We start from the raw sequence: 14,874 nt of genomic DNA, 5'->3' as shown, positions 1-14,874 counted from the left end.
GCGGGCTCCCTGTTATTACGCGCCTGACGCGGCGGAGGCAGGTTGAGCCGCGGGTTGGCCCGTCTGCGCGCCATTCGCGGCGGCGTCGGAAGCCGGGGTGCCGGGCAGTTGCGCCGGCACGGGCTTGACCTGTTGGCCGGGGCGCGCCTTGTCGACGCCCTGGACGATCACGCGGTCACCCGCTTTCAGGCCGTCGGAGACCACCCAGTACGTGCCGAAGGTGCCCGTGGTGACGAGCTGACGCAGTTCGACCTTGTTGTCCGCGCCGACGACGAGTGCGGTAGGCTGACCCTTCTGGTCGTGCGTGACGCCGACTTGCGGCACGATCAGCGCGTTCTGGTTGACGCCCTGGTCGATCTTCCCGCGCACGAACATGCCCGGCAGCAACACGTGGTTCGGATTCTTGAAGATCGCGCGCACCGTGACCGAGCCGGTGCTCTGGTCGACGGTCACGTCGGTGAACTGCAGCTTGCCCTTCTCGGGATACACGCGGCCGTCTTCCAGCACCAGCGAAACCTGCGCGGCGCTGGGACCCGTCGTCTTCAGACGCCCTTCCTGGATGTCGCGGCGCAACTTCAGACCATCGAGGCTCGATTGCGTGAGGTCGACGTAGACCGGGTCGAGCTGCTGGACCGTGGCCATCAGCGTGGCCGCGCTCTGCTGCACGAAGGCGCCCGGCGTAACCTGCGACACGCCGATCTGGCCGCTCACGGGCGAGGTCACGTCGGTGTAGCCGAGGTTGATCTGCGCGGTATCGACCGCAGCCTTGCCCGCGGCGACGTCGGCGGCTGCCTGGCCTTCCGCGGCGACCGCGTTGTCGTAGTCCTGCTTGCTGACCGCGTTCGCGGCGACCAGCACCTTATAACGATTGGCCTGCGCGGTGGTCGACGCGAGGTTCGCCTGTGCCTTCGCAAGCGCTGCCTTGGCGTTGTTCAACGACGCGATGTACGGCGCCGGATCGATCTTGTACAGACGCTGGCCGGCCTTGACCTCACTACCTTCGGTGAACTCGCGGCGCAGCACGATGCCGTCGACCCGCGCGCGCACCTGCGCGACGAGGAAAGCACTGGTACGGCCGGGCAGTTCGGTGATGACGGGAACGGTCGTCGGCTGCAGGGTGACGACGCCGACTTCGGGGGTCTGTGGCGGCGGAGCAGATTGTTTTGGTCCGCATGCCGCCAGCAAGATGGCAGCCGTCGCGGCACTGATTAAGCGGAATGGAACCCGTTCGACGCGCATGGAGCGACCTCTGTCAAAGACTGGGAATGAAAAAGCGCCCGCCCCTACCCCGGGGACGACAGCGCAAACAGGCGTCTCGCGACGCTCAACCGGAAGCCCACGGATGCAAACGTTCGCCTGCAGGACGCCCTGCCACGAACGCGCCATATCGGGGAGTGCCGCACAGGACCGCCGTTTGGCGGGTGTGATTGCGTGTTGGCATGCAGCAGTGACGGATATTAACCGGTCGTCGCAGCTTGGGCTATCCGATCATGGGGTGCTATTATATATACATCCACGGATGCATGTATAAGTGCATTTACATCAGTTGGAGGGCGATGTACGCAAGTTCGCTTCGTCATTGGTGGGGAAAGTAGTCAGATTGTCATCGGATTGACTTCAAACCACCCCGGAGAAACTCCAGGATCAGCGCAGGTCACACCAATATGGTCAGAAGAACCAAAGAAGAGGCGTTGGAGACGCGCAACCGGATTCTCGACGCGGCCGAACAGGTCTTTTTCGAGAAAGGTGTATCGCGCACGTCGCTGGCCGATATCGCACAGGCCGCGGGCGTCACGCGCGGCGCCATCTATTGGCACTTCGCGCACAAGAGCGATCTCTTCACCGAAATGTTCGATCGCGTGCTGCTGCCGCTCGACGAACTGAAGGCGGCGTCGAACGACCCGAGCGCAGCCGATCCGCTTGGCCTGATCATGGAAACCTGCGTGGTCTGCCTGCGCGACACCGCCAACGACCCGCGCCGCCGCCGCGTGTTCGACATCCTGTTCCTGAAGTGTGAGCTGGTCGAGGATATGGGACCGGTGATGGAACGGTATCAGACCAATATGCGCGAGGGGCTCGCCAATATTGAAGGCGGTCTGCGTAACGCGGTCTCCAAGGGCCAGTTGCCTGCCGATCTCGACACCAAGCTCGCCACGGCGATGGTGCATGCCTTTGTCGGCGGCTCGCTGCGCGACATGCTGTTTTTGCCCGAAGCGACCGACTTCGGCGCGCATGCGCAGCAGATGGTGGAAGCGATGTTCGACGCGTTGCGCCTGAGTCCGGCGTTGCGCAGGAAGGCGCCGGCGTAGCAGGACGCAAGGGTGGCAGGTTCAGAAAGCGGGCGGTCCGGTGAACCGCCCGTTTGTTTTTTTGGGTAGACGGGCCGCTCATCCAATGCGCTGCGGGTCAGGCAGCCGCCCGCCGCGCTCGCGCCGCCTGATTCGACGCATAGATATTGCCGCGCTCGAGCGGCGCGCCGCTCTTGAGCGCCGCGATCCACTGATCGGTGCTGGCGACCGCAGCGAAGCGCGACTGCAGCACCACGCTGAACACGCGATGAATCTCCTCCGCGCTCGCGAAGCCCGCGCTGTTCTCGTACGGCACCGAACCGGTGGCGTCGTGCAGGAACTCGACCGCGAGCCCCGCATGCACCGCGTGGTTGATCGTCGAGGCATCGCAGTTGTGGGTCATGTAGCCGGTGACGGTCAGCGTATCGATCTGCCGGGCTGCGAGCCAGTCTGCCAGATCGGTGCCGGTGAACGCGCTCGGCAGCGATTTCTCGACGAAATGGTCATGCGCGCGCGAGCTCACGACCGTATGCAGTTCGGCGCCCGCGCTGCCGCGCGCGAACAGCGGCGAGCTAGCCGGCGCGACGTTCTGCACCACCACGACCGGAACATCGACGGCACGTGCCGCATCGATCGCGCGACCGATGTTGGCGAGCGATGTCCGCACGTCCGGAAACTCGATCGGCAGGTCGCCGCTCACGTATTCGTTCTGGACGTCGATGACGATCAGCGCGCGGCGCGGTGAGGATGTGGTCATGGCAAGACTCCGTGTCAGAAAAAGGTCGACGACGCGCGCCCAGCCTGATGGCCGCAGCGCCGCGGTAATGGAGGCATTGTTGCTCCGCGGCCCGCGCGCCGACAGCGGCCCGGATGACAACTTTCGCTAGAATCGGGCCACACTTCCGCCATTCATGAGGCGTCCGGCATGTCCGCATCCAGACCTTCCGGGGATCTTCCCGACCCCGTACCGCGCCACGTCGTAGCCGTCGTCGCGTTCGACCGCATCAGCCCGTTCCACCTGTCGGTGCCGTGCGTCGTGTTCGGCGAGGACCGCCGCGGCGGCGAGGTGCCGGCCCTCGACTTCCGCGTCTGCGCCGCGGAGACGGGCGCGCTTGCGACGACCGCGGGCTTCTCGATCGCGCTCACGCATGGACTCGACGCGCTCGCCGACGCGCACACGATCATCGTGCCGAGTTGGCGCGATCCCGACGAACCGCCGCCCGCCGCGCTTCTCGACGCGCTGCGGGCCGCCCATGCACGCGGCGCGCTGCTGGTGAGCCTGTGTCTCGGCGCGTTCGTGCTGGCCGCCGCGGGTATCCTCGATGGACGGCCCGCTGCGACGCACTGGGTCTGGGCCGACGACTTCGCCCGCCGTTACCCGCGCGTGCGGCTCGACCCCGACGTGCTGTATGTCGACGACGGCAACGTGCTGACCTCGGCCGGCACGGCCGCCGGTCTCGACTGCTGCCTGCACGTGCTGCGCAAGATCTGCGGCGCGCGGGCGGCGAACTATGTCGCGCGCCGGCTCGTCGTATCGCCGCACCGCCAGGGCGGCCAGGCGCAATACGTGGAGCAGCCAATGCCGGCGAATCCGCGCGGCGACCGCCTGTCGGGTCTGCTCGACTGGATGAGCGGCAATCTGGCCGTACCGCATACGCTCGACACGCTCGCCGCACGCGCCTTGATGAGCCGCCGTACGTTCACGCGACGTTTCCGGCTGGCGACCGGCACCACCGTCGGCGCGTGGCTGCTCGCCCAGCGCCTCGCACGTGCGCAACAACTGCTGGAAGGCACCGACGAGTCGGTCGAAGCGATCGCGGCGAACGCCGGATTCCGCTCAGCGGCCTCGCTGCGGCAGCATTTCGGGGAAGCGTTTCGCACGTCGCCGAGCGCGTGGCGGCGGGAGTTTCGCGGAGATTAGGCGAAGGCGGCGAGAGCACCGGCATTTCGTAGTGCGCCACCGGAATTTCGTAGTCGCACGTACGCGTCAGTCGCGCGCGCCAGGAGACGCCGCACCGGACCCGGCGCCTCAATGCTCGCTGAACCAGCGTGCGAGATACAGGAGCAGCGCGACCAGAAAAATCATCCCGGCCCACGCCCAGTACGGCACGACATGTTGGCCGGGCTCGTGGTGCGACCAGCTATGCGACGCGCTCGCCGCGCGTCCCGGCAACGCATGGCTGTGCTCGATGCGCGCCCGCCGCGCGAGGCCGCCAAGCGTGATCGGCCGCAAAAATACGTACTGGCGACGCGGCGCCTCGCCGCGCGCGCGGTTCGGCCCCTTGCCGTGCTTGGCGCGCACGACGGCGTCGAACTCGGCGAAAAAATCGTCGGCCAGCTGACGCAGAGCGCTTTCGAGCTGGCGCGTCGGCAGCTCGGCGAGCGGTCCCGACGACGTCGCCCACATCGTGTAATCGATGCGGGTGCCGCTCTCCCGGTCGTCGTCCGCGCGCAAACGCACTTCGATCTGACCGCGCAGCGCGCCGATGCCCTCGGCGCGCGCCTTGAAGCTGATAGTGCGGCGCTGCGCGTCCGCCGGGCCGGAATCCTGGCCGGCGACGTGCGCGCGCACTTCGTAATGCGCGCGCAGCGGGCCGAGCGGAACAGTCATCGTCAGCGCGTATTCGCCGTGGGCAAGACGCGCGAACGACTCGCAGTTGTCGAGGCTGGCACGCAACAGCGCGAGATCCTGCAGCGCCTCCCAGACTACGGTAAGCGGCAGCGGAATCCGTAACGCGTCGTTCAGTTCCATGACAACCTCCCCCGATGAACGGCTCCGACTGCAGGATCACGACGTCTGATCGATGCGGTCGACACGCGATGCGTAAAAAGCGAGATAGCCCTTGATCCGCCCAACCTGCTCGAACGGCGCTTCGTAGCTCCACACCGCGTTCTCGATCACGCCATCTTCGGTGCGCAGATGGTAGTACGACGCGTCGCCCTTGAACGGGCAATGCGTCGAGTGCGTCGAGCGTTCGAGCCGGGCCATGTTCACGTGCTCGCGCGGGAAATAGAACACGTCGGGCAGGCCGGTCTCCGACAGCGTCAGCGCGGCCTGGGTGTCGGCCATCGTCACGCCGCCGTGAATCACGCGCACGCGGTGGCTGTTGTCGCGAATCACAATGGTATGACCGTCCGGCCGTCCCGCAGATGTCGATGCATCGCTCATGTCCACGCTCCGTGATGGGATGGGCGCTGCAATGGCGGCTGTCACCGCGGGAACGGCGAAGCCACGGCAGAGGCCCGTGGCTTCATTATCGGCCAAACTTTGGCCGATTGCGTAGGCCTCCTGCGCGGCGGGAAGCAGACCTGTCCGCTACGTCACGTTCCAGACGAACGCGGATTTGACGTTGCCATGCGCCGGCACGCTGACCGCGCGGGTCTGCTCGCTGTCGTTGTATTTCGCGTGCACCGTGTAGCGGCCGGGGCTCAGGCGTACCAGCATGAACGGGCCGCGCGAGGTCGTGTTCAGCACTTCGCCGTTGTGCGCATCGACGATACGTACGTGCACGTCGGCCAGAAACTCGGCGTTGGGTCCGGTAAAGCGCAGCGTCAGCGGCCACTGGCTTTGCGCGCTTCGCAGCGCCTGCGACTCATCGAGGCCGACACCGCCCGACACGTACGACACGTCGCCCTGCTGCTGGACCTGCGGCAGACCGCCGCCGTTGGTGTTGCCCGCGCTGGTGTTATCGATGGTCGAGCCGCCGGCGACGCCTGCCTGCTGCGCGTACGCACCGCCCGCCACTGCGAGCGTAAGCGCCGTGCACAGCGCGCCGGCTACGATCCGTTGCAGATTGCGTTGAGTTTTCATCGGTTCGCCCTCTTGTCGAAGCCCTTCCCAGGTACCGGGATGGCTCAATTCATGGAGGTCAGCAACCTGTGTGCCAATCGTCCGGTTGCATCGACCGAAACGGCGCGGCTGTCATGATTCCGAGGCACGGCGCGCGTTCCGCCTACGCGCGCCGGGCGCGGACGCCGTAGGTCGGACAGACGAAAAAAAGCCGGTTCTTGGAGTAAATACCAAGGACCGGCAATCGCTACTACAGCTCTTACGAGGTTGGGCGATCCGTTCGAACCGCCCGGATACTGGATCAGCCGAGATCAACGGGCACAAAAATCTGCGCGTTGTCCCGCTGGATCAGCAGCGCAATGCTGTTGCCTGCGCCCGAAATCATCTGCTTCAGCTGGTCGACGTTCGTGACCGGACGGCCGTTGACCGCGAGAATCACATCCCCCGGCTGGATGCCGGCGCTCGCCGCCGCGCCGCCCGCCTGCTGCACGAGCAGACCATGCGACACCGAGGCGCTGCTCTTCTCTTCCGGCGTCAGAGACCGCACGGCGACGCCGAGACGCCCTTGCAGTTGGGTCTGCTCATCGGTCTTGGCCGCGGACGCGACCTTTGCGTCCGAGAACGAGCCGATCGTCACCTTCACGTCCTTGCTGGCCTTGTCGCGCCACACTTTCAGTGTCGCCGAGCTACCCGGTGCGAGGCTGGCGATCTTCCCCGGCAGATCTGTCGAATCGCTGACTTCGTCGCCATTCACGGACAGGATTACGTCGCCAGGTTGCAGGCCAGCCTTGGCCGCAGGACCGCCGGCGTCGACCGAGCTGACCAGCGCGCCTTGCGGCTTCTGCATGCCGAACGAATTGGCGAGCGTCTGGTTCATGCCCTGCACCGCGACGCCGAGGCGGCCGCGGCTCACGTGACCGGTCTTGACGAGGTCGTCCTTGACCTTGATCGCCTCGTTGATCGGAATCGCGAACGACAGGCCCTGGAAGCCGCCCGTCTGCGAGTAGATCATCGAGTTGATGCCGATCACTTCGCCTTGCAGATTAAAGAGCGGACCGCCCGAGTTGCCCGGGTTCACCGGCACGTCGGTCTGGATGAACGGCGTGTAGTTCTCGTTGGGCAGCGAACGTGACTTCGCGCTGATGATGCCCGAGGTCACGGTGTTATCGAAGCCGTACGGCGAGCCGATCGCGACGACCCACTGACCAACCTTGCTCTGGCGCGGATCGCCGATCTTGACGGTCGGCAAATTGCTCGCGTCGATCTTCAGCACGGCGACGTCGGATTGCTTGTCGGCGCCGACCACCTTCGCCTTGAACTCGCGCTTGTCGGTGAGCTTCACAGTGACGACGTTCGCGCCATCGACCACGTGCGCGTTCGTCAGAATGTAGCCGTCATTGCTGACGATGAAGCCGGAACCGAGGCTCGCGCTCGGCTGATCGGGCACGTCGCCGCCATCGCCGCCTTGCATGCCCGGTACGCCCGGCATGCCGCCAAAGAAACGTTTGTAGAACTGATAGAACGGATCGTTCGGATCGATCGGCAACTGGTTGCCATTGAGGGTGCCGCCATTACGGCGCAGGGCGGTCTGCTTGACTACGTGCTTCGCGCTGATGTTGACGACAGCCGGACCGTAGGTCTCGACGAGACCGGAGAAATCGGGGACACCGGTCTTGGCCGCCGCTTCGGCTGGCATCATCGCGGCAGCTTCCGCCGGCGAGATGATCTGCGGCGCGGGCACGTCGCGATGGCCTGCCGCGTAGCCGGCTGAAAGAGCAGCGGCGACCGCTACCGCAACGGCGCCGCGGGACAAGGTTTTCGCGTTCATCATGAGCTCCTGATTGGAGAAAGTGACTTTGGATGTCGACGAGCGTAAGCGGCCTCACTTAAACGAGTCTTAAGCAGCGCCAGATCGTGGGAACCTTTTCCGATGGTCCGCCGGAACCGTCGCGGCGGCACGAACGGCGAGTTTGTCCGAAGGACTAACCGCCATTGTCAAAAACGTACGACCACCAGCAAACCGCCGGCCGTCGATTCGTCGAGCGACACTTCCGCATGATGTTGGGTGGCGATCCGGCGCACGATCGCGAGACCGAGACCACTGCCCGCCACATCGGTGCGTGCACGATTCGCCCCCGCGCCCGCGCGATAGAAGCGGTCGAACACGCGCTCGCGATCGGCCGGGTCGATGCCCGGGCCGCTGTCGGCGATCCGCACTACCGGATGGCCTTCCTCGACGCGCAGGCTCACGTCGACGCGGCCGCCGTGAGGCGTGTACTTGGTCGCGTTGTCGACGAGGTTGTTGAACATCACGCGCAGCGCTTCGGCGTCGCCGCTCACGCTGGCGGCCTCGCTCGCCTCGATGCCGAGGTCGACGCCGCGATTCACCGCGAGCGGCGCGTAGGTCGCGACGCACTCCCGCAGCAGTTCGCGCAGATCAAGCGTCTCGGCGACAGCGGCGCCGTCCGGTTCGGCGCGCGCGAGCGCGAGCAACTGCTCGGCGAGGCGCGTTGCGCGCGTGACGCCCGCGTGCAGATCGGCGAGCGCTTCGCCGCGGGCAGCGTCGTCCTTCGCGCGCGCGACCAGTTGCGCCTGAATCTGCACCGCGGCAAGAGGCGTGCGCAGTTCGTGCGCGGCATCGGCGACGAACGCCTTCTGGATGTCGAGCGCGGTCGCGAGCCGCTGCAGCAGCCCATTCAGCGCGCGCACGAGCGGCTGCACTTCGAGCGGCAAGCGCCGATCGGGCAATGGATCGAGCGCCTCGGGACGACGCGTGTCGAGCGCGCTCGTCACGCGTCGCAGCGGTTGCAGCCCGCGGCCGACGATCACCCACACCGCGAGCCCGAGCAGCGGCAGCAGCACGATCAGCGGCCACAGCGTGCGCAGCGCGACGTCGGCGGCAAGCCGGTTGCGCACCGACAACGGCTGCGCGAGTTGCACGACGTTGTCGCCGACGATCGCGCCATACACGCGCCAGTCGCCGCGGTCGGTACGTTCCGTCGAAAAGCCGAGCTCGGCGCGCGGCGCGAGCGGCGCGCGCGGCCGCGAGTAATACATCAGCATGCCGTTGCGATTCCAGATCTGCAGCACGATGCCCTCGTCGCCGGTATCGCGTCCAAGCACCTGCGAGAATGGCTCCGCCGGCAGCGCCGCGGCAATCTGCTCGAGCTGGTAATCGAACAGCTCGTTCGCTTCGGCTAGCGCCTGCCGATAGATCAGCCAGCCTGCGATGCCTACGCCGAGCAGCACGAGCGCGAGCAGCCAGAACAGCAATTGACGGCGAATCGAGCGCATCGGCTCAGGCTTCCTTCGCGATCATGTAGCCGAGCCCGCGCACGTTGCGAATCAGATCGGCGCCGAGCTTCTTGCGCAGCGCGTGAATATAGACCTCGACGGTATTGCTGCCGATCTCCTCGCCCCAGCCATACATCTTTTCCTCGAGCTGGCTCTTGGACAGCACCGCGCCGGGCCGCGCGAGCAACGCTTCAAGCAGAGCGAATTCGCGCGCGGAAAGCGCGACCGGCGCGCCATCGAGCGTCACCTGGTGCGACGCGGGATCGAGGGTCAGGGTGCCGTGGCGAATCGTCGAATCGCTGCGTCCGGACTGACGTCGGATCAGTGCGCGCATGCGCGCACCGAGTTCGTCGAGATCGAATGGTTTGACAAGGTAGTCGTCGGCGCCGGCGTCGAGGCCCTTGACGCGGTCGGCAACCGCGTCGCGCGCGGTGACGATCAGCACCGGCAGCGCATGGCCGCGCGCACGCAGTGCGCGCAGCACCTCGAGACCGTCGCGCTTGGGCAGACCAAGGTCGAGCAACGCGAGATCGTAAAGCTGGGCGGCCGCCGCGCGCAGCGCCGCTTCGCCGTCTTCGACCCAATCGACGGCGAAGCCTTCGCCGCGCAGCGCCTTGCGCACGCCTTCGGCGATCATCCGGTCATCTTCGACTAGCAGGATGCGCATGGTTGTCCGTTCCGAAACATTTGATGATGCCGCATTCTAGCGCCCGCCTTCGGGCTGCGCGGCGTGTGGCGCTTTTTTCACCGCAGCGCCGTGGCATGTCACTACAATGGGCGCTTTGCGTCGCGCGACGTCCGTCGGGTGGCACGCGGCGCGTTGGTGCGCCGTCCGAGCGGCCGGATGGTAGTTCCATCGTCCCGCGCTCGCCGCATGCCGCTCGCCGCGCGCCCTGAAATCCTGCTCGTCTGTTTGCCCGTTCACCCGTTCATGACGCACGCTTTTTTGTCTTCTGTGGTACGCCGTATGGGGCTGCGTCCGCGCAGTATGTTCAACCGTGCAGCCATCATGCCTCAGCGCTTCGTGCCGCGTGCGGCCGTGTGGCTCTTCGCCGCAGCGCTCGGTGCGAGCGCACTGCTGCCGCAGGCCGCAGCGGCGCGCGTCAGGGCCGCGCATCCGAGTGTCAACGTCACGACGGTCCTGCCGCCGGCGGTGATGGCCGGTCTGCAGCGCGCGCACGTGCCGCTGTCGTCGATCAGCGTGGTCATCGAAAAGGTCGGCGACCGCACGCCGATCGTCGCGCTGAACGCCGGCAAGCCCATGATGCCCGCCTCGACGATGAAGCTCGTCACCACCTACTCGGGCCTGTCGATCCTCGGACCCGGCTACCGCTGGCGCACCACCGCATACGCCGACGGCACGCTCGACGCGAGCGGCGTGCTGCATGGCAATCTGTACATGCAGGGCACCGGCGATCCCAAGCTCGTGCCCGAGGAATTGATCGATCTCGTGCAGAAGATTCACAAGGCGGGCATCAACGGCATCGACGGTGCGCTCGTGCTCGACAAGCGGTACTTCGATCCGTCGACGCGCGAGCTCCCCGCGTTCGACGACGACGTCAACGCGCCATACAACGTCGGCCCCGATCCGCTGCTGTACGCGTTCAAATCGCTGTCGTTCACGCTGACGCCATCGCAGGACGGCACCGTGGCGATCGACGTGCTGCCCGCGCTCGCGCAGCTGCGCATCGACAACCAGCTGCGCGCGACGAACGGCCCGTGCCGCGGCGAGGTGCCGACGCCGACCGTCACACCGCAGCCCGACGGCACGATCGACGCATCGTTCACCGGCGACTTTCCGGTACGCTGCGATGCACGCACGATCAACATCGCCGTGCTCGATCACTCGACGTTCTTCGTGCGCGGCTTTCTCGCGTTATGGCAGCAAACTGGCGGCACGTTCACCGGCACGACCCGCGAAGGCGCGGTACCGGCCGGCGCGAAGCTCGTCGCGACGCACGAGGGGCCGATGCTGTCGGACATCGTTCGCGACATCAACAAGTTCAGCAACAACACGATGGCGCGCAATCTGTTCCTGACGATCGGTGCTGCCGAGGAAAGGCCGCCCGCGACGCCCGACAAAGCCGCGCGCGCGGTCGAAGCTTTCCTGCAGCGCGACAGCCTGAACACCGAGTACCTGACGCTCGACAACGGCTCGGGCCTGTCTCGCGACGAGCACATCACCGCGCTCGCGCTCGCCGATCTTCTGCAACGCGCGAACGCGAGTCCGGTTGCGCAGGTGTTTGTCGACTCGCTGCCGATTGCGGGTGTCGACGGCACCATGCGCAACCGGCTGACCACCCAGGGCGCGGGCGGCAACGCGCACATCAAGACCGGCACGCTGCGCGACGTGCGTGCGATCGCCGGCTACGTCGCGTCGGCCGACGGCAACAGCTACGTCGTCGTGAGCCTGATCAACGATCCTCATTCGGAAGCGGCGCGCGCCGCGCACGACGCGCTGCTCGAATGGGTATACGACGGCCCGTCGCAAGGCTTCACGAAGGTCTCCGCGCCCATCGGGGAAGCGCGCGAGAAGCCCAGGAAAAACCCGCGCAGGCGCGGCGCCCACTGAGTATTCCTTCTAGCGATGCGGCGCGCGGCAAGCTGCTAACCGTGTACGCTGTCGGGCAACATGCGGCGCACGGCATCACGCGCCTGGCGCGCAGGACGCCCGGTCGTTCAGACCACGCGACCCGCACGAACGATAACGACACCACCCGCCGCGTACCGCGCGGTGATCAGGGACCAGGAAGGGAGACTCGATGCAATTCGATGCCGAATTGCTGTTGCTCGCGATGGCGCCCGTCATTCTTGCCTGCATCGGCTGGGAGGCGGGGCACTTCGTTGCGCTGTTCTTCGCGCAGGACCCGGTCCATTACGTGTTGCATCGCTGCGGTCATCGGGTGCGCTGGATGAGCAAAACCACCGCCGAACCCCGAGGCTTGAACCTGAACGGTACGATCGCGCTTCGGGCCTCACCCAAGCCGTAGAAGATTCTGCAAGCTGTCGTCACGCCGCCGACGCGACGGACGCTGCCTGCAATACATGGCATCAAGAGCCACACATACGAGGAGATGCAGTCAACATGAATCAAACCGCTTCGAAAAAACAGCAATGGATGCGCGCCACGCAGATCGCCCTGGCGAGCGCAGCGTTCGCCGCGCTCGCGGCGTGCGGTGGCGGCAGCAGCGACAATAATTCGAGCAGCACGCCGGCGGGGGGCGTCAAGCTGCAGGTCGTGTCGTTCGGCGACAGCCTGTCGGATGTCGGCACCTATCAGCCGTCGGTCCAGGCGAACGTGGGCACGGGCGGCGGCCGCTTCACGACGAACCCGGGCGAAGTCTGGACGCAAAAGGTTGCCGAGTATTACGGTGGCACGCTCACCGCCGCGTACGTCGGCGGCTTCGGCGCGCCGCTCACCGCGGCGGGCGGTCTCGGTTATGCGCAGGGCGGCGCCCGTGTCGATCTGCAGCCGGGCATCGGCTACGCGCCGAACAATATGGCCGCGACCACGGTGCCGGTCACCACGCAGGTCAGCGAGTATCTGGCCGCGCACAACAACAGCTTCAATTCGAACCAGCTCGTGCTGATCGAGGGCGGCGCGAACGATATCTTCTACTGGGTGCAAGCGGTTTCGGCTGCCGGCCCGGCAGCGGCGCAGGCAGCGATCGCAGCCGGCGGCGACCCGCAAGCAGCGGCCACCGCCGCGACGGCGCAGGCCGTGAGCGCCGCGCAGACGGCGATCTACACCGCGGCGACGACGTTCGCCGGCACGGTGCTGCAGAACATCGTCGCGAAGGGTGCAACGCATGTGGTGGTGTCGAACCTGCCGGACATCGCGCAGACGCCGCAAGGTCTCGCCGCAGGCGCACAGGGCCAGGCGCTCATCACCGGGCTCGTCCAGCTCTACAACGGCGTGCTGAAGCAAGAACTCGGGTCGGTCCCGCAGGTCATTTACGTGGACTCGTACGCGTGGCTGGACCAGACGTTGGCGAACTATCAATCGCTCGGCTTCAGCGTGTCGAATACGGGCACGGCTTGTAACCTGACGTCGATGGCCGCGGCCGCGACCGCCTACGCGACGGCCAATCCGAGCGTGCTCGCATCGGGCCAGACGGCGGCGTCGTGGGGCAGCGCGTTCGGGTCGTCGCTGTTCTGCTCGCCGCAGACCTACACGGTGGCCGGTGCCGATCAGAGCTACGTGTTCGCGGACAACGTGCATCCGACCACGCATACTTGGGCGCTGTTCGCGCAGCAGGTCGAGTCGCAGATCGCTGCGAGCGGGCTTGGCAAGTAACGCGTTGTCGGCCGCGGGGTAGCTGGATCGACAGCAAGGCCGCGGAGCTAAGGTTACTCAGATGGCAAAAGGCCCGGCTCGTTCAACGAGCCGGGCCTTTATCATTTTCCGCTGGCCTCCCGATGCAAGGCAGCGAGCCGATCGCTTCAGTTCTGCGCTTCGAAAGCCGCCGCCGCGCGCCCGAGCCGATCGTTGACCGCGATCCATTCGATCGTGTCCGGCAGCTTCTCGATCAGAATCCGCGTGACGTTGGCGCGATCGAGCGCGCGCAGCAAGCCGTATAGCTCGCGTGCATAGACGTGCGGATCTTCTGGCGCGGCGACGAAATGCACGCCCTCTGCATCGGCCCACTGGCCCGCCCGCGATGCGCGCGCAACCAGCGCGACGCGCTCGCCCGCCTCGCGCACCGCGAGCAGCGGCTCGAGCTCGCCAAACGGCAGCAGCGCGAGCGGCGTGCGTGGCGCGTAGTGCGCCTTCAGCGTTCCCGACGCGCGCGGCGCGGTCGCATCCGAGCCGTCGGGCAGACGCGGCGCCTCGCCGAGCACGTCGGCGATATCCTGCGGCGTCACGCGCCCCGGTCTGAGCAGCGCCGGAAAGCCGCGCGACAGATCCAGAATCGTCGATTCGATCCCGACATCCGACGCGCCGCCGTCGAGCACATGAATCGCGCTGCCGAACTCGTCGCGTACATGTTGTGCGGTGGTCGGGCTCACGTGGCCGAAACGGTTCGCCGACGGCGCGGCGACACCGCCGTGTCCGCCACGCAACGCGCTGAATGCTTCGAGCAAGGCCTGCGCGACCGGATGCGACGGGCAGCGCAGCCCTACCGAATCCTGCCCGCCGCTGACCGCCGCCGGAATGCGCGCGGCGCGCCTGAGGATCAGCGTGAGCGGTCCCGGCCAGAAGGCGTCGATCAGGCGCTGCGCGTCCGCCGGCAGATGCTCGACCCAGTAGTTCGGGTCGCCGTGCGGCGCGAGATGCACGATCACCGGATGATTGGCCGGCCGCCCCTTCGCCGCGTAAATGCGCGCGACCGCGTCCGGGTTCTCGGCATCGCCGCCGAGTCCGTAGACAGTCTCCGTCGGAAATGCGACCAGTTCACCGGCGTCAAGCAACGCCGCCGCGTGCTCGATCTGCGCGGCGCTGACGGGCAACGCGTTCGAAGCGTCTTCGGCGGGTTTGTGTTGATCCGGCATGGCGCGCGC

At 66.6% G+C, this 14,874-nt stretch carries 14 protein-coding genes; 5 read left to right on the top strand and 9 right to left on the bottom strand.

The features are described from left to right. Nucleotides 1-15: 15 nt before the first annotated feature. Entirely contained in the window at nt 16-1,239 is a 1,224-nt protein-coding gene (locus tag LJ655_RS17180; RefSeq protein ID WP_230562438.1) for an efflux RND transporter periplasmic adaptor subunit, read from the bottom strand. A 425-nt stretch (nt 1,240-1,664) separates the two neighbouring features. Between LJ655_RS17180 and LJ655_RS17175 the strand changes: the two genes are divergently transcribed. After that, on the top strand, nt 1,665-2,309 hold the full coding sequence (locus tag LJ655_RS17175; protein WP_230562437.1) for a TetR family transcriptional regulator: 645 nt from the start codon (nt 1,665-1,667) through the stop codon (nt 2,307-2,309). A 97-nt stretch (nt 2,310-2,406) separates the two neighbouring features. Here the strand turns inward: LJ655_RS17175 and LJ655_RS17170 are convergent, their stop codons facing one another. After that, nucleotides 2,407-3,045 (bottom strand): isochorismatase family protein, encoded by a 639-nt coding sequence (locus tag LJ655_RS17170; protein ID WP_230562436.1) that lies wholly within the window; start codon nt 3,043-3,045, stop codon nt 2,407-2,409. A 168-nt stretch (nt 3,046-3,213) separates the two neighbouring features. Here LJ655_RS17170 and LJ655_RS17165 point away from each other — a divergent pair, with 168 nt between their 5' ends. After that, nucleotides 3,214-4,209 carry a helix-turn-helix domain-containing protein gene (locus LJ655_RS17165; protein WP_230562435.1) on the top strand — a complete coding sequence of 332 codons (996 nt, stop codon included), beginning with the start codon at nt 3,214-3,216 and terminating at the stop codon, nt 4,207-4,209. A 108-nt stretch (nt 4,210-4,317) separates the two neighbouring features. On the opposite strand, the gene LJ655_RS17160 is transcribed toward LJ655_RS17165, so the two are convergent. The 6 genes from LJ655_RS17160 to LJ655_RS17135 form a co-directional block, all read right to left on the bottom strand. Next, nucleotides 4,318-5,040 (bottom strand): SRPBCC family protein, encoded by a 723-nt coding sequence (locus LJ655_RS17160; RefSeq protein ID WP_230562434.1) that lies wholly within the window; start codon nt 5,038-5,040, stop codon nt 4,318-4,320. 36 nt (nt 5,041-5,076) lie between these two features. Then, nucleotides 5,077-5,457 (bottom strand): DUF427 domain-containing protein, encoded by a 381-nt coding sequence (locus LJ655_RS17155; protein WP_230562433.1) that lies wholly within the window; start codon nt 5,455-5,457, stop codon nt 5,077-5,079. Nucleotides 5,458-5,604: 147 nt separating this feature from the next. After that, nucleotides 5,605-6,099: a carboxypeptidase regulatory-like domain-containing protein gene (locus LJ655_RS17150; protein WP_230562432.1), complete on the bottom strand. Its 495-nt coding sequence runs from the start codon at nt 6,097-6,099 to the stop codon at nt 5,605-5,607. Nucleotides 6,100-6,379: 280 nt separating this feature from the next. Beyond that, nucleotides 6,380-7,906: a DegQ family serine endoprotease gene (locus tag LJ655_RS17145; protein ID WP_230562520.1), complete on the bottom strand. Its 1,527-nt coding sequence runs from the start codon at nt 7,904-7,906 to the stop codon at nt 6,380-6,382. Between the two features lie 167 nt (nt 7,907-8,073). Next, a complete protein-coding gene (locus LJ655_RS17140; RefSeq protein ID WP_230562431.1) occupies nt 8,074-9,372 on the bottom strand; it encodes an ATP-binding protein in 1,299 nt (432 codons plus the stop codon). 4 nt (nt 9,373-9,376) lie between these two features. Next, entirely contained in the window at nt 9,377-10,039 is a 663-nt protein-coding gene (locus LJ655_RS17135) for a response regulator (RefSeq protein ID WP_230562430.1), read from the bottom strand. Nucleotides 10,040-10,303: 264 nt separating this feature from the next. Between LJ655_RS17135 and dacB the strand changes: the two genes are divergently transcribed. From dacB to LJ655_RS17120, 3 genes are all read left to right on the top strand, one after another. Next, nucleotides 10,304-11,944 carry a D-alanyl-D-alanine carboxypeptidase/D-alanyl-D-alanine endopeptidase gene (gene dacB, locus LJ655_RS17130; RefSeq protein ID WP_230562519.1) on the top strand — a complete coding sequence of 547 codons (1,641 nt, stop codon included), beginning with the start codon at nt 10,304-10,306 and terminating at the stop codon, nt 11,942-11,944. 190 nt (nt 11,945-12,134) lie between these two features. After that, complete coding sequence (locus tag LJ655_RS17125) at nt 12,135-12,362, top strand: hypothetical protein (RefSeq protein WP_230562526.1); 228 nt, start codon at nt 12,135-12,137, stop codon at nt 12,360-12,362. A gap of 95 nt (nt 12,363-12,457) precedes the next feature. Then, nucleotides 12,458-13,669 (top strand): SGNH/GDSL hydrolase family protein, encoded by a 1,212-nt coding sequence (locus tag LJ655_RS17120; protein WP_230562429.1) that lies wholly within the window; start codon nt 12,458-12,460, stop codon nt 13,667-13,669. A 146-nt stretch (nt 13,670-13,815) separates the two neighbouring features. Here LJ655_RS17120 and LJ655_RS17115 read toward each other — a convergent pair whose 3' ends face one another. After that, the gene (locus tag LJ655_RS17115; RefSeq protein WP_230562428.1) at nt 13,816-14,865 is read right to left on the bottom strand and encodes an L-threonylcarbamoyladenylate synthase; all 1,050 of its coding nucleotides are present in this window, start codon (nt 14,863-14,865) and stop codon (nt 13,816-13,818) included. Nucleotides 14,866-14,874: the final 9 nt, after the last annotated feature.

This window comes from Paraburkholderia translucens (genome assembly GCF_020881035.1).
GTDB classification, from domain to species: domain Bacteria; phylum Pseudomonadota; class Gammaproteobacteria; order Burkholderiales; family Burkholderiaceae; genus Paraburkholderia; species Paraburkholderia translucens.
The sequence above is the reverse complement of the archived record's forward strand: the minus strand, read 5'-3'. Positions and strand labels throughout refer to the sequence as shown.